The sequence below is a fragment of the Streptomyces sp. NPDC002851 genome (assembly GCF_053591935.1).
On the sequence record NZ_JBSFUT010000034.1, the window covers coordinates 70,548 to 95,566 of the forward strand.

Here is a 25,019-nt window from a genome sequence, read left to right on the forward strand (position 1 = left end):
TGAGGAGCGAGCGACGTGAACGACGTGAGCGACGCCCCGGGCAGCACGGACACTTCGGGCACCCCGGGCCTTCGCCGCGGTCGGCGGATCGCGATCGACGTCGGGGACGCCCGGATCGGGGTCGCCTCGTGCGACCCCGACGGGATCCTCGCGACACCGGTGGAGACCGTGCCGGGGCGTGACGTCCCGGCCGCCCACCGGCGGCTCAAGGCGATCGTCGAGGAGTACGAGCCGATCGAGGTCGTGGTCGGCCTGCCCCGCTCCCTCAGCGGCGGCGAGGGACCGGCCGCGGCCAAGGTGCGCGCCTTCGCGCAGGAGCTCGCCCGCGGCATCGCGCCGGTCCCGGTGCGCCTGGTGGACGAGCGGATGACCACGGTGACCGCGAGCCAGGGGCTCCGCGCCTCCGGCGTGAAATCCAAGAAGGGCCGCTCCGTCATCGACCAGGCGGCCGCCGTCATCATCCTCCAGAACGCACTGGAGTCCGAACGGGCGTCAGGTAAAGCCCCGGGCGAGGGCGTCGAAGTGGTCATGTGATCGCGATACGGTAACGTTCCGCGCGATGCGGTGGCGTTCGAACAGTCACCGCACAAGCAGAAGAGGCTCCATCGGCCGCCGCGGCACCCTTACCCGGCGGCCGCCGCCTCGCGGCACGTAGGGGATCGATGACTGAGTATGGCCGGGGCCAAGGCTCCGAACCGTGGCATCCCGATGACCCGTTGTACGGGGACCAGGGATGGGGAGGACAGCAGGCCGACGCCGGCAGCGCTCCCTACGGCGGCCAGCAGTACTACCCGCAGCAGCCCCAGCCGCAGCAGCAGTACGGAGGCGGGCAGCAGGGCGGCTATCCCCAGCAGGACTATTCCCAGCACGACTTCAACGGTGGCTGGGACACCGGCCACCAGGCGGCGGCCTACGGGGCCGACCCCTACGGCGGCGCGGCCCACGACCCGTACGGCACCGGACCGTCCGGCTACGGCGGCGAGCGCCCCGACCCCTATGACACCCCCGGGGCCTACCCGCCGCCGCAGCCCCCCGGGCGGCGCGATGCGGTACCCGAGCAGCACCACGACTGGGACCCCGGTGGCGAGACCGACTGGGACCCGGGCCCGAACGACCGGGAGCACGCCTTCTTCGCGGGCGGTGACGACGAGGACGACGGATACGACGACCGTGACGACAACCCGCGGCGCTCCCGTCGCGAGCGCCGCGGCCGGGGCGGCCGCGGCGGCAAGAAGCGGCGCAGCGGCTGTGCCTGTCTGGTCGTGGCCCTGGTCTTCGCGGGCGGCGTCGGTGGTGTCGGCTACTTCGGTTACCAGTTCTTCCAGGACAAGTTCGGCGCGGCCGAGGACTACAGCGGCGCGGGCACCGGGAAGGTGACGGTCGAGATCCCCACGGGCGCCGGGGGCAACGAGATCGGCGCCAAGCTCGAGCAGGCGGGCGTCGTCAAGAGCGCCGCCGCGTTCGTCAGCGCGCAGAGCGAGCACCCCAAGGGCCTGACCATCCAGGCCGGTGTGTACACGCTGAAGAAACGAATGTCCGGCGAGGCCGCCGTCGACCTGATGCTGGACCCGAAGAGCCGCAACAACCTCGTGGTCATTCCGGGCGTGCGCAACATCCAGGTCTACGAGGAGATCGACAAGCGCCTGGAACTGGACAAGGGCACCACGCAGAAGTACGCGAAGGAGCACTGGCGGGAGCTCGGCCTGCCCGACTGGGCGAAGAACGAGCACCGGGACGTCAAGGACCCGCTCGAGGGCTTCCTCGCCCCCACCACCTACCCGGTCGCCAAGGGCCAGGACCCCGGCGACGTACTCAAGAAGATGGTCGCGGCGGCCGCCGCCGCGTACGAGAGCTACGACCTGGAGGGCAAGGCCGAGAAGCTGAACCTCGACGACCCGCTCGAACTGGTCACGGTCGCGAGCCTCGTCCAGAAAGAGGGCAAGTACAAGCACGACTTCGAGAAGGTCGCCCGGGTCGTCTACAACCGCCTCAAGCCGGACAACACCGAGACGTACGGCCTGCTCGACTTCGACTCCACGGTCAACTACCTGCGCGGCCGCTCCGAGTTGGCCACCGGCTCCGTCGACGAGCTGCGTCGGATCGACGACCCGTACAACACGTACAAGATAAAGGGCCTGCCGCCCGGACCGATCAGCAACCCCGGCGCCGAGGCGCTCAAGGCCTCGTTCCACCCGGCCAAGGGCAAGTGGTACTACTTCGTCTCGATCAACTCGGACACCACCCTTTTCGCGGAGACCAACGAGGAGCACAACCGGAACCGCGAGAAGTACCAGGAAGCGCTGGAGAAGCAAGAGAAGCAAGAGACCGAGCAATGAGCCGCACCACCAAGCACCGGGCCGCCGTGCTCGGCTCGCCGATCGCCCACTCCCTGTCGCCGGTGCTGCACCGCGCCGCGTACGCCGAACTCGGCCTGGACGACTGGTCCTACGACCGCTACGAGGTCGACGAGGCGGCGCTGCCCGGCTTCGTCGGCGGGCTCGGGCCCGAGTGGGCGGGGCTCTCCCTGACCATGCCGCTGAAGCGGGCCGTGCTGCCGCTGCTCGACGAGGTCAGCGAGACCGCGTCGTCCGTCGAGGCGGTGAACACCGTGGTGTTCGGCGAGGACGGGCGGAGCTACGGCGACAACACCGACATTCCCGGCATCGTTGCCGCGCTGCGTGAGCGAGGTGTCGAGGAGGTCTCCTCCGCCGCGATCCTCGGCGCGGGCGCCACCGCGTCGTCCGCGCTCGCCGCCCTGGCCCGGATCTGCACCGGCGAGGTCGTGGCGTACGTCCGCAGCGAGGCCCGCGCCGCGGAGATGACCGAGTGGGGGCGGCGGCTCGACGTGCCGGTGCGCACTGCCGACTGGGCGGACGCGGCGGTCGCGTTCGAGGCGCCCCTCGTGATCGCGACGACCCCGGCCGGGACCACCGACGCCCTGGTCCACGCCGTGCCCGAGCGTCCCGGCACGCTCTTCGACGTTCTGTACGACCCGTGGCCGACGCAGCTCGCCGCCCGCTGGTCGATGTGCGGCGGCGCCGTGGTCAGCGGCCTCGACCTCCTGGTGCACCAGGCCGTACTGCAGGTCGAGCAGATGACCGGACGCGCCCCGGCGCCGCTCGCCGCGATGCGCAAGGCGGGCGAGCGCGAGCTGGCCGCGCGCGCCACGGACTGCCCATAGTCGTCCGCCTGCTGGACCGGCGGCCGGGACGAGCCCCGGGACGTGGGAGGATCTAGGCAGGCGGGCCAGGGCGGCGGGCTCATCGATGGGGCCGCGCACCCGGCCGTGCCACACAGCAGAGCCAAAGGGCGCGAGCAGGAGGAGCACCGTTGAGCAGGTTGCGTTGGCTGACCGCGGGGGAGTCGCACGGTCCCGCACTCGTGGCGACGCTGGAGGGGCTGCCCGCGGGCGTGCCGATCACCACCGAGATGGTGGCGGACGCGCTGGCCCGGCGGCGCCTCGGCTACGGCCGTGGTGCGCGGATGAAGTTCGAGAAGGACGAGGTGACCTTCCTGGGCGGCGTCCGGCACGGCCTCACGCTCGGTTCCCCGGTCGCGGTCATGGTGGGCAACACCGAGTGGCCGAAGTGGGACAAGGTCATGGCCGCCGACCCGGTGGACGAGGCCGAGCTCGCCGAGCTGGCCCGGAACGCGCCGCTGACCCGGCCGCGGCCCGGCCACGCGGACCTCGCGGGCATGCAGAAGTACGGCTTCGACGAGGCGCGGCCCATCCTGGAGCGGGCGAGCGCCCGTGAGACGGCGGCCCGCGTGGCGCTCGGCACGGTGGCGCGGTCGTACCTGAAGGAGACCGCCGGCATCGAGATCGTCTCGCACGTCGTCGAGCTGGCCGCCGCCAAGGCCCCGTACGGCGTCTACCCCAAGCCTTCCGATGTGGAGAAGCTGGACGCGGACCCGGTGCGCTGCCTGGACGCGGACGCGTCGAAGGCGATGGTCGCGGAGATCGACCAGGCCCACAAGGACGGCGACACCCTGGGCGGTGTGGTCGAGGTCCTCGCGTACGGCGTACCGGTGGGCCTGGGCTCGCACGTGCACTGGGACCGGCGCCTGGACGCCCGTCTCGCCGCCGCCCTGATGGGCATTCAGGCCATCAAGGGCGTCGAGGTCGGCGACGGCTTCGACCTCGCCCGGGTGCCCGGCTCCAAGGCGCATGACGAGATCGTCGCCACCGATGAGGGAGTACGCCGCACCACCGGCCGCTCCGGCGGTACCGAGGGCGGTCTGACCACGGGGGAACTCCTGCGCGTACGGGCCGCAATGAAGCCGATCGCGACCGTGCCGCGCGCCCTGGCCACCATCGACGTGACCACCGGCGAGGCCGCCAAGGCGCACCACCAGCGCTCCGACGTGTGCGCGGTACCGGCCGCCGGGATCGTCGCCGAGGCGATGGTGGCCCTGGTCCTCGCGGACGCGGTGGCGGAGAAGTTCGGCGGCGACAGCGTGGCCGAGACCCGCCGCAACGCCCAGTCGTACCTCGACCACCTGCAGATCCGGTGAGCGGCCCGCAGATCGTTCTGGTCGGGCCCATGGGCGTGGGCAAGTCCACCGTGGGCGCCCTCCTCGCCGAGCTGCTCGGTTGCACCTTCCGGGACACCGATGCCGACATCGTCGCCGCCGAGGGGCGGGAGATCGCGGAGATCTTCGTCGACGACGGTGAGCCGCACTTCCGGGAGCTCGAGCGCCGGGCGGTACGGGCCGCCGTCGCCGAGCACGAGGGTGTGCTCGCGCTCGGCGGGGGCGCCGTCCTCGACGAGGGCACCCGGGAGCTCCTCGCCGACCTGCCCGTCGTCTATCTCTCGATGGACGTCGAGGAGGCGGTCCGGCGCACCGGCCTGAATGTCGCCCGCCCCCTGCTCGCCATCAACCCGCGCAAGCAGTGGCGCGAGCTGATGGAGGCCCGCCGCTCCCTCTACACCGAAGTCGCCCGCGCCGTCGTGCCCACCGACGGCCGCACCCCCGAAGAGGTCGTCCAAGCGGTCCTCGACGCACTGGAGTTGAAGCAACCATGAGCACCGGGCAGAACGACGTGACGCGCATCCAGGTCGGCGGCACGGCCGGATCCGACCCGTACGAGGTGCTCGTCGGGCGGCAGCTGCTCGGCGAACTCGGCCCGCTCATCGGCGGAGCCAAGCGGGTCGCGGTCATCCACCCCGAGGCGCTCGCCGAGACCGGTGAGGCGCTCCGTGCCGACCTGGCCGAGCAGGGCTTCGAGGCCGTCGCCATCCAGGTGCCCAACGCCGAGGAGGCCAAGACCGCCGAGGTCGCGGCGTACTGCTGGAAGGCGCTCGGCCAGTCCGGCTTCACCCGCTCCGACGTCGTCGTGGGCGTCGGCGGCGGCGCCACCACCGACCTGGCCGGATTCGTCGCGGCGACCTGGCTGCGCGGGGTGCGTTGGATCGCCGTACCGACGACCGTGCTCGCGATGGTCGACGCGGCCGTGGGCGGCAAGACCGGCATCAACACCGCCGAGGGCAAGAACCTGGTCGGCTCCTTCCACCCGCCCGCGGGCGTCCTGTGCGACCTGGCCGCGCTGGACTCGCTGCCGGTCAACGACTACGTCTCCGGGCTCGCGGAGGTCATCAAGGCCGGGTTCATCTCGGACCCGGTGATCCTCGACCTGATCGAGGCCGACCCGCAGGCGGCGCGCACCCCGGCCGGGCCGCACACCGCCGAGCTGATCGAGCGGTCCATCAGGGTCAAGGCCGACGTGGTCTCCAGCGACCTCAAGGAAGCGGGCCTGAGGGAGATCCTCAACTACGGCCACACGCTCGGCCACGCCATCGAGAAGAACGAGCGTTACAAGTGGCGCCACGGCGCCGCCGTCAGCGTGGGCATGATGTTCGCCGCCGAACTCGGCCGCCTGGCCGGGCGTTTGGACGATGCTACCGCTGAACGGCACCGTACCGTCCTCGAGGCGGTCGGGCTGCCGCTGACCTACCGCGGCGACCAGTGGCCCAAGCTCGTCGAGAACATGAAGATCGACAAGAAGTCCCGCGGCGACCTGCTGCGCTTCATCGTCCTCGACGGCCTCGGCAAGCCGACCGTCCTGGAGGGCCCGGACCCGGCGATCCTGCTCGCCGCGTACGGCGAGGTCTCCTCCTGAGCCGTGTCGCCGGAGTGCCGATCGAACTCACGCCCCACACCGGGCACTTGTGACCGTCCCCGGCCGTTCACACAACGGCGGCCGGGGACGGTACCGTTCGGTAGGGAACCGGGCGCCACGGCTCTGCCGAAGAAGCGCCCGACCAGCGCCTGTTGCCTGTACGAGACGGAGTGGCACCGGATGCAGCACGCAGTGGGGAATCCGCTGCCGCCGCCCCACCAGCCGGGGCACGGACCGGCCACCGGCTGGTCGCCGGCCGCACAACACCCGGGCCCACCGGGCCAAGCCCCCCACCCCGGGGCCGGTCAGCCCCAGGGCGCCCCACAACACCCCGGGCAGCCACCCGCCCCACAGGCCCCCGCGCCTTCCGGCCCGCCTCCGGCCCCTGCGCCTTCCGGCCCACCTGCGGGCCCCGCGCCCTCTGGTCCGCCTCCGGCGCCGCACGCCCCGGCCGGGCCCCCGCACCCGCCGGGGTTCAACGGCCATCCGCAGGGCCCCCCGGCGCAGCAGCCCCCGGCGCCCGCCTCCGCCCAGACGGTGCCCGATGGCAACACCGGGCACGTCCAGCTCCCGCCCGGTGGCCCGGTCGCCGTGCCGAGCCCCCCGCCCGGCGCCACCCAGGGCGACACCGGCGCCACCACGCTCGCCGTGCTCCTCATCGGCCCCGCGGGCGCGGGCAAGACCTCGGTCGCCAAGTACTGGGCCGAGCACCGCCGCGTCCCCACGGCCCACATCAGCCTCGACGACGTACGCGAATGGGTCCGCTCCGGCTTCGCCGACCCGCAGTCCGGCTGGAACGACAACTCCGAGGCCCAGTACCGCCTGGCCCGCCGCACCTGCGGCTTCGCCGCGCGGAACTTCCTGGCCAACGGAATCTCCTGCATCCTCGACGACGCCGTCTTCCCGGACCGCCCGGTCGTCGGCCTCGGCGGCTGGAAGCGGCACGTGGGCCCCGGCCTGCTCCCCGTCGTGCTCCTGCCGGGCCTGGAGATCGTCCTGGAGCGCAACGCCCAGCGCTCCGGCAACCGCCGCCTCACCAATGAAGAGGTGGCCCGCATCCACGGCCGCATGGCCGGCTGGTACGGCTCCGGACTCCCGATCATCGACAACTCCCAGTACGACGTCCCCACCACGGCCCGAGTCCTGGACGACGTACTGGCCCGCGCCATCGCCAGCCCGCCGCAGTGGTAGGCGCCGGCCCGCCGCAGTGGTAGGGGCGCGGCCCGAGCCGGCGGACCACATCCCCGGTCGGACGCGCTGACCAGGCCACCCCGCCCCGCCCCTCGTACGCTCGGCACATGTCCGAGGTGTACGCGGCCCGCAGGGATCGGCTCCGAGAGCAGTGCACAGCCGGCGGCAGCGCGGCGGCTGTCGTCTCCCGCCCCGCCAACGTCCGCTATCTCGCGGGCGCGGCACCCCGTGACGCGGTCCTGCTACTCGGCCCGGGCGAGGACGTTCTGTTGTGCGTCGGCTCCCCGGGCAGCCCTCCGGGCGTACCGCCGAGCGGTCGCCCCGCCGAGGGGCGCCTCGACGCGTCCTTGCTGGTCCAGGAGCTGCCGGGGCCCGGCGGTGACCCGGCCGTCGCGGCCGCCGACCTCGCCGCCGGGCGGGGCGCCGAGTCGCTCGCGGTCGAGGAGCACCATCTGACGGTCGCCCGGCACCGCGCCCTCGGCTCCGTCGCGCCCCGGCTCCGCCTCGCCGACCTGGGCTGCGCCGTGGAGCAGCTGCGTCTGATCAAGGACGAGGAAGAGCTCTCCTGCCTGCGGATCGCCGCCGAGATCGCCGACCAGGCCCTCGGCGAGCTGCTCGAGTCCATCCTGGTCGGCCGGACCGAACGGCACCTCGCCCTGGAGCTCGAGCGCCGCCTGGTCGACCACGGCGCCGACGGTCCGGCGTTCCCCACCTCGGTGGGCTCGGGCGTCAACTCGGGCCTGGGCGGTCACCGCCCCACGGACCGCCGCGTCGAGGAGGGCGACTTCCTCACCGTCTGCCTGGGCGCCTGCTACCGCGGCTACCGCAGCGAGATCGGTCGTACCTTTGTTATTGGCACCACCCCCTCGGATTGGCAGATCGAGCTGTACGACCTGGTCTTCGCCGCGCAGCGGGCCGGACGCGAGGCGCTCGTACCGGGCGCCGAGTACCGGGAAGTGGACCGTGCCGCGCGCTCCGTCCTGGACGCCGCGGGGCACGGGCACGGGCTCGCGCCGAGGACCGGGCACGGTGTCGGACTCGAAAACGACGAGGACCCGCAGTTGGCCCCGGCGGCCATGGGTAAACTGGACGCTCGTGTGCCGGTCACCGTCGAACCGGGGGTCCACCTCCCGGGCCGGGGCGGTGTCCGGATCGATGACACGCTCGTCGTGCGCCCCGAGGCGGACGGCGGACCCGAGCTACTCACCATTACGACCAAGGAGCTGCTCGCGCTCTAGCGCGTACGGCCTTCGAGGTCCCACCAGCTTCAGTCCAGGAGATTCCGCAACCGTGGCTTCCACGAACGACCTCAAGAACGGCATGGTGCTCAAGCTCGACGGCGGCCAGCTGTGGTCCGTCGTCGAGTTCCAGCACGTCAAGCCCGGTAAGGGCCCGGCTTTCGTGCGCACCAAGCTCAAGAACGTGCTCTCCGGCAAGGTGGTCGACAAGACCTTCAACGCCGGCGTCAAGGTCGAGACGGCCACTGTCGACAAGCGCGACATGCAGTTCTCGTACATGGACGGCGACTATTTCGTCTTCATGGACATGCAGACGTACGACCAGCTGCACATCGACCGCAAGACCGTCGGCGACGCCGCGAACTTCCTGGTCGAGGGCTTCGAGGCGACCGTCGCGCAGCACGAGGGCGAGGTGCTCTTCGTCGAGCTGCCCGCCGCGGTCGAGCTGACCATCCGGGAGACCGAGCCGGGCGTCCAGGGCGACCGCTCCACCGGTGGCACCAAGCCCGCCATCCTGGAGACCGGCCACCAGATCAACGTCCCGCTCTTCATCACCACCGGTGAGAAGATCAAGGTCGACACGCGCACCAGCGACTACCTCGGCCGGGTGACCAGCTAACCGTGGCTGCCCGAAACACGGCCCGTAAGCGTGCCTTCCAGATCCTCTTCGAGGCCGACCAGCGCGGCGCCGGTGTGGAGACCGTGCTCGGCGACTGGCTCCGGCACGCCCGGACCGACACCCGGCAGCCGCCGGTCAGCGAGTACACCATGCAGCTGGTCGAGGGCTACGCCACCAAGGCGTCCCGGATCGACGAGTTGCTCTCGCAGTACGCCGTGGACTGGACGCTCGACCGGATGCCGGTCGTCGACCGGAACATCCTGCGCCTCGGCGCGTACGAGCTGATCTGGGTGGACGAGACCCCCGACGCCGTCGTTCTCGACGAGGCCGTGCAGCTCACCAAGGAGTTCTCCACGGATGAGTCGCCGGCCTTCGTGAACGGCCTGCTCGGCCGTCTCAAGGACCTCAAGCCGACGCTGCGGCGGTCCGAGGACTGACCCGGCCTACCGGCCTTACGACGACGGGCCCGTCCCACGCGAACAGCGTGGCACGGGCCCGTCGTCGTTGCCTGGGGCGGTGCGCGTACGCACGGACGCCCGGGATGCCGTGGGCGGACGTCACAACGCCGCCGGGGGTGGCCGTGGCCTCTCGGCCCGGCCACCCCCGGCGGCACGTTTCTGCTGGTGTCCTGTACGGAATCAGACCTCTTCGTGAGCGACCGCGCGGCGCGCGTCCGCGTCCAGGACGCCCCAGCTGATCAGCTGCTCGGTGAGGACCGAGGGGGACTGGTCATAGATCACGGCGAGGGTACGCAGGTCGTCCTGGCGGATCGAGAGCACCTTGCCGTTGTAGTCACCGCGCTGCGACTGGATCGTTGCCGCGTACCGCTGCAGCGGTCCGGCCTTCTCCTGCGGGACATGGGCGAGCCGCTCCAGGTCCAGAACGAGCTTCGGCGGCGGCTCGGCGGCGCCGCCCGGGGTCGTGCCCGGCAGGAGCTCCTGCACCGGAACGCCGTAGAAATCGGCCAGCTCGGCAAGACGCTGCACCGTCACGGCGCGGTCGCCACGCTCGTACGAACCGACCACGACCGCCTTCCAGCGTCCCTGGGACTTCTCCTCGACACCGTGGAGGGAAAGGCCCTGCTGGGTGCGGATGGCCCGGAGCTTGGCCCCGAGCTGTTTGGCGTATTCGCTGGACATATAGCTCCCCGGACGCTGCATTCATCATGCGGCTTGGACGCGTGCCTAGTGACTCACTGTGAGGTTACGCAGCGTTACTTGGATGCGTCAAGCCGAAAGGTCCGTACCGCCCGCCAGGTGGGGGGTGAGCTGCGGTGTTGCCGCTACTGATACGGTAGATGGCGCAATCCAGACGTCCTTTAAGGTCCGTCCCGTGAGGCGGAGAAGGAGGTCCGTTTCGTATGGACGCCAAAAGCAGTTCCGATGTCGCTCGGCCCGTTCTCGAAGGCCCCGACATCGCGCGGGTATTGACCCGCATCGCTCACGAAATGGTCGAACGCGCGAAGGGCGCCGACGACGTCGTGCTTCTCGGCATTCCGACCCGCGGGGTCTTCCTGGCCCAGCGGCTCGCGGCGAAACTCGCGGAGATCACCGGCCGCGCCATCCCGTGCGGGTCGCTCGACATCACCATGTACCGCGATGACCTGCGGATGCACCCGCCGCGGGCGCTCGCGCGTACCGACATCCCCGGCGACGGGATCGACGGGAGCCTCGTGGTCCTCGTCGACGACGTGCTCTTCTCCGGCCGCACCATCCGCGCCGCCCTCGACGCCCTGAACGACATCGGGCGCCCGCGGGCCGTACAGCTGGCGGTCCTGGTCGACCGCGGCCACCGCGAACTGCCCATCCGCGCCGACTACGTCGGCAAGAACCTCCCCACGTCGCTGCGGGAGACGGTCAAGGTCCAGCTCGCCGAGGAGGACGGTCGCGACACCGTACTGCTCGGTGACAAGCAGGACGCCCCGGCCGGCGAGCAGTAGCACCCCACCCCGGCGCACACCCCGTGGCGCCTCAGTGCGCCGCTGCGCGCCCGTAGGGCGCCGACCCGGCGCCCTTATGCCCGAACCCTCCGGATTCCCAGCAGTCCCTCGCCTGGAGCCACCCCGATGATGCGTCACCTCATCTCGGCCGCCGACCTCACCTGCGACGACGCCGTCCTGATCCTCGACACCGCCGAGGAGATGGCCCGGGTCGCCGACCGGCCGATCAAGAAACTGCCCACCCTGCGCGGACGGACCGTCTGCAACCTCTTCTTCGAGGACTCGACCCGCACCCGGATCTCCTTCGAGGCCGCCGAGAAGCGGCTCTCCGCGGACGTGATCAACTTCGCCGCGAAGGGGTCCAGCGTCTCCAAGGGCGAGTCGCTCAAGGACACCGCACAGACCCTGGAGGCGATGGGCGTCGACGCCGTCGTCATCCGGCACAGCGCCTCCGGCGCCCCGTACCGCCTGGCCAACTCCGGCTGGATCGACGCCCCCGTCATCAACGCCGGTGACGGCACCCACCAGCACCCCACGCAGGCGCTCCTTGACGCCTTCACGATGCGCCGCCGTCTGATCGGCCCGGACGCCGGGCTCGGCCAGGACCTCAGCGGCAAGCGGATCACCCTCGTCGGCGATGTGCTGCACAGCCGGGTCGCCCGCTCCAACGTCGACCTGCTGCACACCCTCGGCGCCGAGGTCACCCTGGTCGCGCCGCCCACCCTGCTGCCCGTCGGCGTCGACACCTGGCCCTGCGCCGTCAGTTACGACCTCGACCGCGAACTGCCCAAGTCCGACGCGGTGATGATGCTGCGCGTCCAGCGGGAGCGGATGAACGCCGCGTTCTTCCCCACCGAGCGGGAGTACGCGCGTCGGTACGGGCTCGACGGCGAGCGGATGGCGAAGATGCCCGGGCACGCCGTCGTCATGCACCCCGGGCCGATGGTCCGCGGCATGGAGATCACCGCCGAGGTCGCCGACTCGGAGCGCTGCACCGCCATCGAGCAGGTGACCAACGGTGTCTCCATCCGGATGGCCGTTCTGTATCTGCTGCTCGGCGGCAACGAACCCGCCGTCACCCATGCCCGTACCGAGGAGAGCAAGTAACCATGAGCAAGACCCTTATCCGTGGCGCCAAGGTCCTGGGTGGCGAGGTTCAGGACGTTCTGATCGACGGTGAGACCATCGCGGCCGTCGGCACCGGGCTCTCCGCCGAGGGTGCCCAGGTCATCGAGGCCGACGGCCAGGTCCTTCTGCCCGGCCTCGTCGACCTGCACACGCACCTGCGCGAGCCCGGCCGTGAGGACTCCGAGACCGTTCTCACCGGCACCAAGGCCGCGGCGCGCGGCGGCTGGACCGCCGTGCACGCCATGGCCAACACCTTCCCGGTCGCCGACACCGCGGGCGTCGTCGAGCAGGTCTGGCGGCTTGGCCGCGAGTCCGGTTACTGCGATGTGCAGCCGGTCGGCGCCGTCACCGTCGGCCTGGAGGGCAAGAAGCTCGCCGAGCTGGGCGCCATGCACGACTCCGCCGCCGAGGTCAAGGTCTTCTCGGACGACGGCAAGTGCGTCGACGATGCGGTGATCATGCGCCGGGCGCTCGAGTACGTGAAGGCCTTCGACGGCGTCGTCGCGCAGCACGCCCAGGAGCCGCGGCTCACCGAGGGCGCCCAGATGAACGAGGGCACCGTCTCCGCCGAGCTCGGTCTGGGCGGCTGGCCCGCCGTCGCCGAGGAGTCGATCATCGCCCGCGATGTGCTGCTTGCCGAACACGTCGGCTCCCGGGTGCACATCTGCCACCTGTCGACCGCGGGCAGCGTCGAGATCGTACGGTGGGCCAAGTCCCGCGGCATCGACGTCACCGCCGAGGTCACCCCGCACCACCTGCTCCTCACCGACGAGTTGGTGCGCACGTACAACCCGGTCTACAAGGTGAACCCGCCGCTGCGCACCGAGCGTGACGTGATGGCGCTGCGCGAGGCCCTGGCGGACGGCACGATCGACATCGTCGCCACGGACCACGCCCCGCACCCGCACGAGGACAAGGACTGCGAGTGGGCCGCGGCCGCCATGGGCATGGTCGGCCTGGAGACCGCGCTTTCCGTGGTGCAGCAGACGATGGTGGAGACCGGTCTGCTCGACTGGGCGGGCGTCGCCGAGCGGATGTCCGTCAATCCCGCGAAGATCGGCCGCCTCGACGGCCACGGACGCCCCGTCTCGGCTGGTGAGCCCGCCAACCTCACCCTGGTCGATCCGGCATACCGTGGATCCGTGGACCCCGCCGGATTCGCCTCCCGTAGCCACAACACCCCGTACGAGGGCCGCGAGCTGCCGGGGCGCGTCACCCACACGTTCCTGCGGGGCCGGGCCACGGTCATCGACGGGAAGCTGGCGTGAGCACACCACTGCTGATTCAGGCCGCCGAACAGAAATCGGCGGAGGTGACGGACTGGGCCGCACGCATCGGCTGGCTGGTCGGCCTGGCGCTCTTCGTGGCGCTCGTCTACTGGCTGATGCGCCAGGGCTGGAAGTGGCGCGCCACGCTCCAGGGCGATCTGCCCGAGCTGCCCGCGGTGCCGGACACCACGGGCCCGGCCAAACTTGAGCTGAGCGGCCGGTACCACGGGTCCACCACGGCCGGGCAGTGGCTCGACCGGATCGTGGCCCACGGTCTCGGCACCCGCAGCCGGGCCGAGCTGACGCTCACCGGCGAGGGCCTGACGGTCCTGCGCCCCGGGGCCGGGGACTTCTTCATCCCGGCCGCCCAACTGCGCGAGGCCCGCCTCGACAAGGGCATCGCCGGGAAGGTCCTCGCCGAGGGCGGGCTGCTCATCGTCACCTGGGAGCACGGAGGCAAGCTGCTCGACTCCGGCTTCCGCTCCGACCACGCCGCCGAGCACACCGAGTGGGTCGACACCCTGAACAAGATGACCGAGCCAACCAAGATGACCGAACCGACGGAAGGCCACGCACGATGACCACCTCCACCAGGGGAGCCGGAAAAGCTCCCGCCGTACTCGTCCTGGAGGACGGACGTGTGTTCCGCGGCCGTGCCTACGGGGCCGTGGGGGAGACCTTCGGCGAGGCCGTGTTCTCCACCGGCATGACCGGCTACCAGGAGACCCTGACCGACCCCTCGTACGACCGGCAGATCGTGGTGTCCACCGCCCCGCAGATCGGCAACACCGGCTGGAACGACGAGGACGACGAGTCCCGCCGCATCTGGGTCTCGGGCTATGTCGTACGTGACCCCGCCCGCATCCCCTCCAACTGGCGGGCCCAGCGCTCCCTCGACGACGAGCTGGTCAACCAGGGCATCGTCGGCATCTCCGGCATCGACACCCGGGCCCTCACCCGCCACCTGCGCGAGCGCGGCGCGATGCGCTCGGGCATCTTCTCCGGCGAGGCGCTCGCCGGGGTCCCGGAGTCCGACCTCGTCGCGCGCGTACAGGCACAGCCCCAGATGAAGGGCGCCAGCCTGTACGAGAACGTCACCACCGAGGAGGCGTACGTCGTCCCCGCGATCGGTGCGAAGAAGTTCACCGTCGCCGCCATCGACCTCGGCATCAAGGGCATGACCCCGCAGCGCATGGCCGAGCGCGGCATCGAGGTGCACGTGCTTCCCGCCACCGCCACCGAGGAGGACGTCTACGCGGTCAACCCGGACGGCGTGTTCTTCTCCAACGGCCCCGGCGACCCGGCCACCGCCGACGGACCGGTCGCCCTGATGACCGCCGTCCTGAAGCGCAGGACCCCGCTGTTCGGCATCTGCTTCGGCAACCAGATCCTGGGCCGCGCGCTCGGCTTCGGCACCTTCAAGCTGAAGTACGGCCACCGCGGCATCAACCAGCCGGTGCAGGACCGTACGACCGGCAAGGTCGAGATCACCGCGCAGAACCACGGCTTCGCCGTCGACGCACCCCTCGACCAGGTCAGCGAGACGCCCTTCGGCCGCGCCGAGGTGTCCCACGTCGGCCTGAACGACAACGTGGTGGAAGGACTGCGGCTGCTCGACCAGCCCGCCTTCTCCGTCCAGTACCACCCCGAAGCGGCCGCGGGCCCGCACGACGCCGCGTACCTCTTCGACCGCTTCGTATCTCTGATGGAGGCCGAGCGTGCCTAAGCGCACCGATATCCAGTCCGTCCTGGTCATCGGCTCCGGCCCGATCGTGATCGGCCAGGCCGCCGAGTTCGACTACTCCGGGACCCAGGCCTGCCGCGTCCTCAAGGCCGAGGGCCTGCGCGTCATCCTGGTCAACTCCAACCCGGCGACGATCATGACCGACCCGGAGATCGCCGACGCCACGTACGTCGAGCCGATCACCCCCGAGTTCGTCGAGAAGATCATCGCCAAGGAGCGCCCCGACGCGCTGCTGCCCACCCTCGGCGGCCAGACCGCGCTCAACACCGCGATCTCGCTGCACGAGGCGGGCACCCTGGACAAGTACTCCGTCGAACTGATCGGCGCCAACGTCGAGGCGATCAACAAGGGCGAGGACCGCGACCTGTTCAAGGAGGTCGTGGAGGCCGTCAACGCCAAGATCGGGCACGGCGAGTCCGCCCGCTCCTACATCTGCCACTCCATGGACGACGTCCTCAGGGGCGTCGAGGAGCTCGGCGGCTACCCCGTCGTCGTCCGCCCCTCCTTCACCATGGGCGGCGCCGGTTCCGGCTTCGCGCACAACGAGGAGGAGCTGCGCCGCATCGCCGGTCAGGGCCTCACGCTCTCGCCGACCACCGAGGTGCTCCTTGAGGAGTCCATCCTCGGCTGGAAGGAGTACGAGCTGGAGCTGATGCGCGACAAGCACGACAACGTCGTGGTCGTCTGCTCCATCGAGAACTTCGACCCGATGGGCGTGCACACCGGCGACTCCATCACCGTCGCCCCGGCGATGACGCTCACCGACCGCGAGTACCAGACCCTGCGGGACATCGGCATCGCCGTGATCCGCGAGGTCGGCGTCGACACCGGCGGCTGCAACATCCAGTTCGCGGTCAACCCCGAGGACGGTCGCGTGATCGTCATCGAGATGAACCCGCGGGTGTCCCGTTCGTCCGCGCTCGCCTCCAAGGCCACCGGCTTCCCGATCGCCAAGATCGCCGCCAAGCTGGCCGTCGGCTACACGCTCGACGAGATCCCCAACGACATCACCGAGCAGACCCCGGCCTCCTTCGAGCCGACGCTCGACTACGTCGTGGTCAAGGCCCCGCGGTTCGCATTCGAGAAGTTCCCGTCCGCCGACTCCACCCTCACCACCACCATGAAGTCGGTCGGCGAGGCCATGGCGATCGGCCGTAACTTCACCGAGGCGTTCCAGAAGGCGCTGCGCTCCCTGGAGAAGAAGGGCTCGCAGTTCACCTTCGTCGGCCCGACCGGCGACAAGGCCGAACTCCTCCGCGAGGCCGTCCGGCCCACCGACGGCCGGATCAACCTCGTCATGGAGGCCATCCGCGCGGGCGCGACGCCGGACGAGGTCTTCGACGCCACGAAGATCGACCCCTGGTTCGTGGACCAGCTCTTCCTCATCAAGGAGACCGCCGACGAGCTCGCCGGTGCCCCGGAGCTGACCGCCGACCTGATCGCCGAGGCCAAGCGGCACGGCTTCTCGGACCACCAGATCGCCGAGATCCGCGGCCTGCGCGAGGACGTCGTGCGCGAGGTCCGGCACGCACTCGGGGTGCGCCCGGTCTACAAGACGGTCGACACCTGCGCCGCCGAATTCGCCGCCAAGACGCCGTACTTCTACTCCTCCTACGACGAGGAGACCGAGGTCGCACGGCGCGAGAAGCCCGCCGTGATCATCCTGGGCTCGGGCCCGAACCGGATCGGTCAGGGCATCGAGTTCGACTACTCCTGTGTCCACGCCTCCTTCGCGCTCAGCGAGGCGGGCTACGAGACGGTGATGGTCAACTGCAACCCGGAGACGGTCTCCACCGACTACGACACCTCCGACCGGCTCTACTTCGAGCCGCTCACTCTCGAGGACGTCCTGGAGATCGTGCACGCCGAGCAGCAGGCGGGCCCGCTCGCCGGCGTCATCGTGCAGCTCGGCGGCCAGACCCCGCTCGGCCTCTCCCAGGCCCTCAAGGACAACGGCGTCCCGGTCGTCGGCACCCCGCCGGAGGCCATCCACGCCGCCGAGGACCGCGGCGCCTTCGGCCGCGTGCTCGCGGAGGCCGGGCTTCCGGCGCCCAAGCACGGCACCGCCACGACGTTCGCGGAAGCGAAGAACATCGCTGACGAGATCGGCTACCCGGTGCTCGTCCGCCCGTCGTACGTGCTCGGCGGCCGCGGCATGGAGATCGTGTACGACGAGGCCCGGCTCTCGGCGTACATCGAGGAGTCGACCGAGATCAGCCCCTCGCGGCCGGTGCTCGTCGACCGCTTCCTGGACGACGCCATCGAGATCGACGTGGACGCGCTCTACGACGGCCACGAGCTCTACCTCGGCGGCGTCATGGAGCACATCGAGGAGGCCGGTATCCACTCCGGCGACTCGGCGTGCGCGCTGCCCCCGATCACCCTCGGCGGCTTCGACATCAAGCGGCTTCGCGCCTCGACCGAGGGCATCGCCAAGGGAGTCGGCGTCCGCGGACTGATCAACATCCAGTTCGCGATGGCCGGGGACATCCTGTACGTCCTCGAGGCCAACCCGCGCGCCTCGCGTACCGTCCCCTTCACCTCGAAGGCCACCGCGGTGCCGCTCGCCAAGGCCGCCGCGCGCATCTCGCTCGGCGCCACCATCGCCGAGCTGCGCGCGGAGGGTCTGCTTCCGGCCGAGGGCGACGGCGGCACGCTCCCGATGGACGCGCCGATCTCCGTCAAGGAGGCCGTCATGCCGTGGTCGCGGTTCCGCGACATCCACGGCCGCGGCGTCGACACCGTCCTCGGCCCGGAGATGCGCTCCACCGGCGAGGTCATGGGCATCGACTCGGTCTTCGGCACGGCATACGCCAAGTCGCAGGCCGGGGCGTACGGTCCGCTGCCCACCAAGGGCCGGGCGTTCATCTCGGTCGCCAACCGGGACAAGCGCTCGATGATCTTCCCGGCGCGGGAACTCGTCGCCCACGGCTTCGAGTTGCTCGCCACCTCCGGCACCGCCGAGGTGCTCAAGCGCAACGGCATCAACGCCACCGTCGTGCGCAAGCAGTCGCAGGGCGAGGGCCCGAACGGTGAGAAGACCATCGTCCAGCTCATCCATGAGGGCGTCGTCGACCTGATCGTCAACACCCCGTACGGCACCGGCGGCCGCCTCGACGGCTACGACATCCGTACCGCCGCCGTCGCGCGCAGCGTGCCCTGCCTGACCACGGTGCAGGCGCTCGCCGCCGCCGTGCAGGGCATCGACGCGCTCAACCACGGGGACGTGGGCGTCCGTTCACTTCAGGAACACGCACAGCACCTGACCGCGGCCCGCGACTAGCCATCGGATGGGGGGACACCGGAAACGGTGTCCCCCTCTTCGTGAGGACACCCCAGGACACCCCATGTACAAGTTCTTCTTCTCCCTCGTCTTCAAGCGCATGGACCCGGAGCAGGCCCACCACCTGGCCTTCCGCTGGATCCGGCTTGCGGCCCGCATCCCCGGGCTCCGTACTTTTGTGGCGGCCGTCCTCGCCCCCCGCTTCAAGGAGCTGCGCACCGAGGCGCTCGGCCTGCGGATGCACGGGCCGTTCGGGCTCGCCGCCGGGTTCGACAAGAACGCCGTCGCGATCGACGGCATGGCGATGCTCGGCTTCGACCACATCGAGATCGGCACCGTCACGGGCGAGCCGCAGCCCGGCAACCCCAAGAAGCGGCTCTTCCGGCTGATCCCGGACCGCGCCCTGATCAACCGCATGGGCTTCAACAACGAGGGTTCGGCGGCCGTCGCGCAGCGCCTCGCCGCGCGAGAGGCCGCCCTCGGTAACAAGCACAGCCGTACGGCAGTTGGCGTCAACATCGGCAAGACGAAGGTCGTACCGGAGGCCGAGGCGGCCGCCGACTACGTGAAGTCGGCCGAGCGCCTCGCACGCCACGCCGACTACCTGGTCGTGAACGTCTCGTCGCCGAACACCCCGGGCCTGCGCAGCCTCCAGGCCACCGAGTCTCTGCGACCGCTCCTGACCGCCGTACGCGAGGCCGCCGACCGCAGCGTCACCGGCCGCCGCGTCCCGCTCCTGGTCAAGATCGCGCCCGACCTCGCGGACGAGGACATCGACGCGGTCGCCGACCTGGCCGTGGAGCTCGGCCTGGACGGCATCATCGCCACCAACACCACCATCGCGCGCGACGGCCTCGGCCTGACCTCGGACCCGGCGCTCGTCAAGGAGATCGGCGGCCTCTCCGGGGCACCGTTGAAGGAGCGCTCCCTGGACGTCCTGCGGCGGCTTTACGCGCGCGTGGGCGACCGCATCACGCTCATCGGCGTCGGCGGCATCGAGACCGCCGAGGACGCCTGGCAGCGCATCCTCGCCGGGGCGACTCTGGTTCAGGGCTACAGCGCGTTCATCTACGAGGGCCCGTTCTGGATGCGCGCGATCCACAAGGGCCTCGCGGCCCGCCTGAACAACAGCCCGTACGCCACCCTCGCCGAGGCCGTCGGCGCCGACGTAAGGAAGTCCGCATGACTGAACCGGAGCCCTTCGGCGCGCGCCTGCGCCGCGCCATGGACGACCGCGGCCCGCTCTGCGTCGGCATCGACCCGCACGCCGCGCTGCTCGACGCGTGGGGCCTGCCGGACACGGTCGAGGGCCTTGAGCGGTTCTCGCGCACGGTCGTCGAGGCCCTGGGCGAGCGGGTCGCGGTGTTCAAGCCGCAGTCCGCGTTCTTCGAGCGCTTCGGCTCGCGCGGCATCGCCGTCCTCGAGGCCTCGGTCCAGGAGGCTCGGGAGGCGGGCGCCCTGGTCGTGATGGACGCCAAGCGCGGCGACATCGGCTCCACCATGGCCGCGTACGCGGAGACGTATCTGCGCAAGGGCGCGCCGCTGTTCTCGGACGCCCTCACGGTCTCCCCGTACCTCGGCTACGGCTCCCTGAAGCCCGCGGTGGAGCTGGCCCGGGAGAACGGGGCGGGGCTCTTCGTGCTCGCCCTGACCTCCAACCCGGAGGGCGCGGAGGTGCAGCGCGCGGTGCGGGCCGACGGCAGGTCCGTGGGTGCCACGATGCTGGCCCACCTGGCGGCGGAGAACGCGGGCGCCGAGCCGCTCGGCTCGTTCGGCGCGGTGGTCGGCGCGACGCTCGGCGACCTCGCCGACAACCCGGAGTACGACCTCGCCATCAACGGTCCGCTCCTCGCCCCCGGGATCGGGGCGCAGGGCGCGGCCCCGGCGGACCTGCCGCGGGTCTTCGGCCCGGTGGTACGGAACGTCGTACCGAACGTCAGTCGGGGCGTGCTGCGCTTCGGGCCGGACGCGGCCGCGCTCCGCGAGGCGGCGGCCCGGTTCGCGGAAGAGGTACGGGACGCGGTGGCGGCGTAGGAGCCTGGAGCGTTGGCTGGGTGCCTGTTCAGGCCCTCTTGACAAGCTGTGCACCTCAAATCTCGGTCGATATGTCCGATATGCACAGTTCAAGCAAGGCTGACCAGGACTTTTCCGCTGTTCTCGCTGACTCTGGCGGTCCTTGCCGCTAGTCTCCGTCGAGAGCGCACGGGCAAACGCGTTGCTCGTTGCTCCCCAGGTGTGGGGCGACTAGGTTCCTCACCGGTCCGTATCCGACAGTTCGACAACCGAGGTGACGTAGGCGTGGCTCTTCCGCCCCTTACCCCTGAACAGCGCGCAGCCGCGCTCGAAAAGGCCGCCGCGGCTCGCCGGGAGCGGGCCGAGGTCAAGAATCGACTCAAGCACTCCGGTGCCTCTCTGCACGAGGTCATCGAGCAGGGCCAGAAGAACGACGTCATCGGCAAGATGAAGGTCTCGGCCCTCCTCGAGTCCCTGCCGGGCGTGGGCAAGGTCCGCGCCAAGCAGATCATGGAGCGGCTCGGCATTTCGGAGAGTCGGCGCGTGCGCGGACTCGGCTCCAACCAGATCGCGTCGCTTGAGCGCGAGTTCGGCAGCAGCGGTGCCGCCTGACGGTCTCAGGCAGTCCTGAGAACCTGGATAATCGCTGCATGGCTGCAACATCCCGGGGGGCGACCCCCGTACCCCCGGATTCACGTCCGCGACTGACCGTGCTCTCCGGCCCCTCCGGGGTCGGCAAGAGCACGGTCGTCGCTCATATGCGCAAGGAACACCCCGAGGTCTGGCTCTCGGTCTCGGCGACGACCCGTAAGCCGCGCCCCGGGGAGAAGCACGGCGTGCAGTACTTCTTCGTCTCCGACGAGGAGATGGACAAGCTGATCGCCAACGGCGAGCTGCTCGAGTGGGCCGAATTCGCCGGCAACCGTTACGGCACCCCCCGCAAGGCCGTGGAGGAGCGCCTGCAGAACGGCGAGCCCGTGCTCCTCGAGATCGACCTGCAGGGCGCCCGCCTGGTCCGCGAGTCGATGCCGGACGCCCAGCTGGTCTTCCTGGCCCCGCCCAGCTGGGAGGAGCTGGTGCGCCGCCTGACCGGCCGCGGCACCGAGGCGCCCGAGGTCATCGAGCGCCGCCTGGAGGCCGCGCGCACCGAGCTGGCCGCGGAGTCCGAGTTCGACAGCACCCTCGTCAATACCTCCGTCGAGGATGTGGCGCGTGAGCTGCTAGCCTTGATGAACGTTGTCTGATCTTTTTCCATTCTTCGGAAGGTAGAGCGTGTCCTCTTCCATCACCGCGCCCGAGGGCATCATCAACCCGCCGATCGACGAGCTCCTCGAGGCCACCGACTCGAAGTACAGCCTCGTGATCTACGCGGCCAAGCGTGCCCGCCAGATCAACGCGTACTACTCGCAGCTCGGCGAGGGCCTGCTCGAGTACGTCGGTCCGCTGGTCGACACCCACGTGCACGAGAAGCCGCTCTCGATCTCCCTGCGCGAGATCAACGCGGGTCTGCTGACCTCCGAGGCCGTCGAGGGCCCGGCGCAGTAAGCGCAGACCTCCACCGCCCCGGTGGCGGTCGGCTCACCAGCCAGTTCCAGGCCCGGCAGCGCGACTGTCGGGCCTGTGGTGTGTCATGAAGGCGTACGGCGTCACCAGGGCGCCTACGGAATCCGAAGGGTGGGGAGACACGGTGGACAGGACGGACGCGACACCGAGGGTCGTGCTCGGAGTCAGCGGCGGCATCGCCGCGTACAAGGCGTGCGAGCTCCTTCGACGGCTCACCGAGTCGGGCCATGACGTACGCGTCGTACCCACCGGGTCCGCGCTGAACTTCGTCGGCGCCGCCACCTGGTCCGCGCTCTCCGGCAACCCGGTCTCGACCGAGGTCTGGGACGACGTGAACGAGGTGCCGCACGTCCGCATCGGCCAGGCCGCGGACCTGGTCGTCGTCGCCCCCGCCACCGCCGACCTGCTCGCCAAGGCCGCCCACGGCCTCGCCGACGACCTGCTCACCAATACCCTGCTCACCGCCCGCTGCCCGGTCGTCTTCGCGCCCGCCATGCACACCGAGATGTGGGAGCACCCGGCGACCCAGGAGAACGTCGCGACGCTGCGCCGCCGCGGCGCCATCGTCATCGAGCCCGCCGTCGGCCGCCTCACCGGCGTCGACACCGGCAAGGGCCGACTGCCCGAGCCCGCCGAGATCTTCGAGGTCTGCCACCACGTCTTGAGAAGGCACAGCCTCGCCCCGGGCGGCGCCGCGGAGCCCGATCTGACCGGACGGCACGTCGTGATCACCGCGGGCGGCACCCGCGAGCCCCTCGACCCGGTCCGCTTCCTGGGCAACCGCTCCTCCGGCAAGCAGGGCTACGCCCTGGCCCGCACCGCCGCCGCCCGCGGCGCCCGGGTCACGCTCCTGTCGGCCAATGCGAACCTGCCCGACCCCGCAGGCGTCGAGGTCGTCCACGTCGGCACCGCGGTGCAGCTGCGCGAGGCCGTGCTCAAGGCCGCCGCACAGGCCGACGCCGTGGTGATGGCCGCCGCGGTCGCCGACTTCCGCCCGGAGGCGTACGCCAGCGGAAAGATCAAGAAGAAGGACGACGAGGAGCCCGCCCCGATCGCCCTCGTCCGCAACCCGGACATCCTCGCGGAGATCTCCGTCGACCGCCCGCGCCCGGGCCAGGTGATCGTCGGCTTCGCCGCCGAGACCGACGACGTCCTCGCCAACGGCCGGGCCAAGCTCGCCCGCAAGGGCTGTGACCTGCTCGTCGTCAACGAGGTGGGCGAGCGCAAGACCTTCGGCTCGGAAGCGAACGAGGCCGTGGTGCTCGGCTCCGACGGCAGCGAGACGCCGGTGCCGTACGGTCCCAAGGAGGACCTGGCGGACACCGTGTGGGATCTGGTCGCCCGTCGCATCGGGTGAACATCCGGTGAATGGTGTATTCGGCGCCCCCGCCGCAGCAAACCGGGCGAAATAGGGCCCAGGCCCTCTGGTGGAGCCCTACGGTGGTGTCGCAGAATGCAGTGCCGCAGGTCGCTGGGCTCCCACGGAGCGAGACGCGTGGTCCAGCGGCTTGGCACGACCTATAAACTGGTCGCGGATCGTTACGGGCGCAGCTCCCGGGCGGTCCGCCAATGATCAGCCAGCAGCCGCTGCAACCCCAGGGAGCGTTGTGTCCCGTCGTCTGTTCACCTCGGAGTCTGTGACCGAGGGCCACCCCGACAAGATCGCTGACCAGATCAGCGACACCATTCTCGACGCGCTGCTCCGCGAGGACCCCTCGTCCCGCGTCGCCGTCGAGACGCTGATCACCACCGGTCAGGTCCACGTGGCCGGCGAGGTCACGACCAAGGCGTACGCCGATATCGCGACGCTGGTCCGCGACAAGATCCTCGACATCGGCTACGACTCCTCGAAGAAGGGCTTCGACGGCGCCTCCTGCGGCGTCTCGGTCTCCATCGGCTCGCAGTCCCCGGACATCGCGCAGGGCGTCGACACGGCGTACGAGACGCGCGTCGAGGGCGAGGAGGAGGACGAGCTGGACAAGCAGGGCGCTGGCGACCAGGGCCTGATGTTCGGCTACGCCTCGGACGAGACGCCCGACCTGATGCCGCTGCCGATCCACCTGGCCCACCGCCTGTCCAAGCGGCTCTCCGAGGTGCGCAAGAACGGCACGATCCCCTACCTGCGCCCCGACGGTAAGACCCAGGTCACCATCGAGTACGACGGCGACAAGGCCGTCCGCCTCGACACCGTCGTGGTCTCCTCGCAGCACGCCGCCGACATCGACCTGGACTCGCTGCTCGCGCCCGACATCCGCGAGTTCGTCGTCGAGCCCGAGCTGAAGGCGCTCCTCGACGACGGCATCAAGCTGGAGACCGAGGGCTACCGCCTCCTGGTCAACCCCACCGGCCGCTTCGAGATCGGCGGCCCGATGGGCGACGCGGGCCTCACCGGCCGCAAGATCATCATCGACACCTACGGCGGCATGGCCCGCCACGGCGGCGGCGCCTTCTCCGGCAAGGACCCGTCCAAGGTGGACCGTTCGGCCGCGTACGCCATGCGCTGGGTCGCGAAGAACGTCGTGGCCGCCGGGCTCGCCGGTCGCTGCGAGGTCCAGGTCGCGTACGCCATCGGCAAGGCCGAGCCGGTCGGCCTGTTCGTGGAGACCTTCGGCACCGCCACGATCGACACCGAGAAGATCGAGAAGGCCATCGGCGAGGTCTTCGACCTCCGCCCGGCCGCGATCATCCGCGACCTCGACCTGCTCCGCCCGATCTACGCCCAGACCGCCGCCTACGGCCACTTCGGCCGCCCGGTGCCGGACTTCACCTGGGAGAAGACGGACCGCGTGGACGCGCTGCGCAAGGCCGCCGGTCTCTGACCTCACCCCGCTCAATCTGCTCTGGGCCGCGATAGGCGTGCTGCTCGGCACCGCGATCGGCGTCCTTCCCGGCATCGGGCCCGCCATGGCCGT

The 25,019-nt window shown here is 70.7% G+C and carries 24 protein-coding genes; 23 read left to right on the plus strand and 1 reads right to left on the minus strand.

The annotated features are described in order from the left end of the window. Positions 1–15 precede the first annotated feature (15 nt). The 10 genes from ruvX (at position 16) to nusB (ending at position 9,606) form a co-directional block, all read left to right on the plus strand. Positions 16–534: a Holliday junction resolvase RuvX gene (gene ruvX / locus ACWD10_RS29405; protein ID WP_451096303.1), complete on the plus strand. Its 519-nt coding sequence runs from the start codon at positions 16–18 to the stop codon at positions 532–534. Positions 535–662: 128 nt separating this feature from the next. Continuing rightward, positions 663–2,336: an endolytic transglycosylase MltG gene (gene mltG / locus ACWD10_RS29410; RefSeq protein WP_451096305.1), complete on the plus strand. Its 1,674-nt coding sequence runs from the start codon at positions 663–665 to the stop codon at positions 2,334–2,336. Beyond that, a complete protein-coding gene (locus tag ACWD10_RS29415) occupies positions 2,333–3,181 on the plus strand; it encodes a shikimate dehydrogenase (protein ID WP_451096307.1) in 849 nt (282 codons plus the stop codon). Before mltG ends, ACWD10_RS29415 begins: the two co-directional genes overlap by 4 nt. Before the next feature lie 149 nt (positions 3,182–3,330). Beyond that, positions 3,331–4,515, plus strand: coding sequence for a chorismate synthase (gene aroC / locus ACWD10_RS29420; protein WP_451096309.1), 1,185 nt, complete (start codon positions 3,331–3,333; stop codon positions 4,513–4,515). 29 nt (positions 4,516–4,544) lie between these two features. Beyond that, positions 4,545–5,027 carry a shikimate kinase gene (locus ACWD10_RS29425; RefSeq protein WP_451096354.1) on the plus strand — a complete coding sequence of 161 codons (483 nt, stop codon included), beginning with the start codon at positions 4,545–4,547 and terminating at the stop codon, positions 5,025–5,027. Then, a complete protein-coding gene (gene aroB, locus ACWD10_RS29430; protein ID WP_451096311.1) occupies positions 5,024–6,121 on the plus strand; it encodes a 3-dehydroquinate synthase in 1,098 nt (365 codons plus the stop codon). Before ACWD10_RS29425 ends, aroB begins: the two co-directional genes overlap by 4 nt. A gap of 180 nt (positions 6,122–6,301) precedes the next feature. Continuing rightward, positions 6,302–7,312, plus strand: a complete 1,011-nt coding sequence (locus ACWD10_RS29435; RefSeq protein ID WP_451096313.1) for an AAA family ATPase — start codon at positions 6,302–6,304, stop codon at positions 7,310–7,312. A gap of 107 nt (positions 7,313–7,419) precedes the next feature. After that, complete coding sequence (locus tag ACWD10_RS29440; protein ID WP_451096315.1) at positions 7,420–8,550, plus strand: aminopeptidase P family protein; 1,131 nt, start codon at positions 7,420–7,422, stop codon at positions 8,548–8,550. Between the two features lie 52 nt (positions 8,551–8,602). Continuing rightward, positions 8,603–9,169, plus strand: coding sequence for an elongation factor P (gene efp, locus ACWD10_RS29445; RefSeq protein WP_451096317.1), 567 nt, complete (start codon positions 8,603–8,605; stop codon positions 9,167–9,169). Positions 9,170–9,171: 2 nt separating this feature from the next. Further along, entirely contained in the window at positions 9,172–9,606 is a 435-nt protein-coding gene (nusB, locus tag ACWD10_RS29450; RefSeq protein ID WP_451096319.1) for a transcription antitermination factor NusB, read from the plus strand. A 201-nt stretch (positions 9,607–9,807) separates the two neighbouring features. Here the strand turns inward: nusB and bldD are convergent, their stop codons facing one another. Further along, on the minus strand, positions 9,808–10,308 hold the full coding sequence (bldD, locus tag ACWD10_RS29455; RefSeq protein ID WP_041991662.1) for a transcriptional regulator BldD: 501 nt from the start codon (positions 10,306–10,308) through the stop codon (positions 9,808–9,810). 221 nt (positions 10,309–10,529) lie between these two features. On the opposite strand from bldD, the gene pyrR reads away from it, so the two are divergent. From pyrR to metK, 13 genes are all read left to right on the plus strand, one after another. Continuing rightward, positions 10,530–11,108, plus strand: coding sequence for a bifunctional pyr operon transcriptional regulator/uracil phosphoribosyltransferase PyrR (gene pyrR / locus ACWD10_RS29460; RefSeq protein ID WP_451096321.1), 579 nt, complete (start codon positions 10,530–10,532; stop codon positions 11,106–11,108). A 126-nt stretch (positions 11,109–11,234) separates the two neighbouring features. Continuing rightward, the gene (locus ACWD10_RS29465) at positions 11,235–12,215 is read left to right on the plus strand and encodes an aspartate carbamoyltransferase catalytic subunit (protein WP_451096323.1); all 981 of its coding nucleotides are present in this window, start codon (positions 11,235–11,237) and stop codon (positions 12,213–12,215) included. A 2-nt stretch (positions 12,216–12,217) separates the two neighbouring features. Further along, positions 12,218–13,504 carry a dihydroorotase gene (locus tag ACWD10_RS29470; RefSeq protein WP_451096325.1) on the plus strand — a complete coding sequence of 429 codons (1,287 nt, stop codon included), beginning with the start codon at positions 12,218–12,220 and terminating at the stop codon, positions 13,502–13,504. Further along, positions 13,501–14,085 carry a PH-like domain-containing protein gene (locus ACWD10_RS29475; protein ID WP_451096327.1) on the plus strand — a complete coding sequence of 195 codons (585 nt, stop codon included), beginning with the start codon at positions 13,501–13,503 and terminating at the stop codon, positions 14,083–14,085. Before ACWD10_RS29470 ends, ACWD10_RS29475 begins: the two co-directional genes overlap by 4 nt. Then, positions 14,082–15,230: a glutamine-hydrolyzing carbamoyl-phosphate synthase small subunit gene (gene carA / locus ACWD10_RS29480; protein ID WP_451096329.1), complete on the plus strand. Its 1,149-nt coding sequence runs from the start codon at positions 14,082–14,084 to the stop codon at positions 15,228–15,230. Before ACWD10_RS29475 ends, carA begins: the two co-directional genes overlap by 4 nt. Then, complete coding sequence (gene carB / locus ACWD10_RS29485; protein ID WP_451096331.1) at positions 15,223–18,531, plus strand: carbamoyl-phosphate synthase large subunit; 3,309 nt, start codon at positions 15,223–15,225, stop codon at positions 18,529–18,531. The genes carA and carB overlap by 8 nt, the downstream gene beginning before the upstream one ends. Before the next feature lie 64 nt (positions 18,532–18,595). Then, complete coding sequence (locus tag ACWD10_RS29490; RefSeq protein ID WP_451096333.1) at positions 18,596–19,717, plus strand: quinone-dependent dihydroorotate dehydrogenase; 1,122 nt, start codon at positions 18,596–18,598, stop codon at positions 19,715–19,717. After that, positions 19,714–20,565, plus strand: a complete 852-nt coding sequence (gene pyrF, locus ACWD10_RS29495; protein ID WP_451096335.1) for an orotidine-5'-phosphate decarboxylase — start codon at positions 19,714–19,716, stop codon at positions 20,563–20,565. The genes ACWD10_RS29490 and pyrF overlap by 4 nt, the downstream gene beginning before the upstream one ends. Before the next feature lie 264 nt (positions 20,566–20,829). Beyond that, the gene (locus ACWD10_RS29500) at positions 20,830–21,156 is read left to right on the plus strand and encodes an integration host factor (RefSeq protein ID WP_451096337.1); all 327 of its coding nucleotides are present in this window, start codon (positions 20,830–20,832) and stop codon (positions 21,154–21,156) included. A gap of 38 nt (positions 21,157–21,194) precedes the next feature. Next, positions 21,195–21,788: a guanylate kinase gene (gmk, locus tag ACWD10_RS29505; RefSeq protein WP_451096339.1), complete on the plus strand. Its 594-nt coding sequence runs from the start codon at positions 21,195–21,197 to the stop codon at positions 21,786–21,788. A 28-nt stretch (positions 21,789–21,816) separates the two neighbouring features. Then, positions 21,817–22,089, plus strand: coding sequence for a DNA-directed RNA polymerase subunit omega (gene rpoZ / locus ACWD10_RS29510; RefSeq protein WP_149178995.1), 273 nt, complete (start codon positions 21,817–21,819; stop codon positions 22,087–22,089). An 85-nt stretch (positions 22,090–22,174) separates the two neighbouring features. Further along, on the plus strand, positions 22,175–23,464 hold the full coding sequence (gene coaBC, locus ACWD10_RS29515) for a bifunctional phosphopantothenoylcysteine decarboxylase/phosphopantothenate--cysteine ligase CoaBC (RefSeq protein ID WP_451096342.1): 1,290 nt from the start codon (positions 22,175–22,177) through the stop codon (positions 23,462–23,464). A gap of 250 nt (positions 23,465–23,714) precedes the next feature. Continuing rightward, positions 23,715–24,926, plus strand: a complete 1,212-nt coding sequence (gene metK / locus ACWD10_RS29520) for a methionine adenosyltransferase (protein ID WP_451096344.1) — start codon at positions 23,715–23,717, stop codon at positions 24,924–24,926. Positions 24,927–25,019 lie beyond the last annotated feature (93 nt).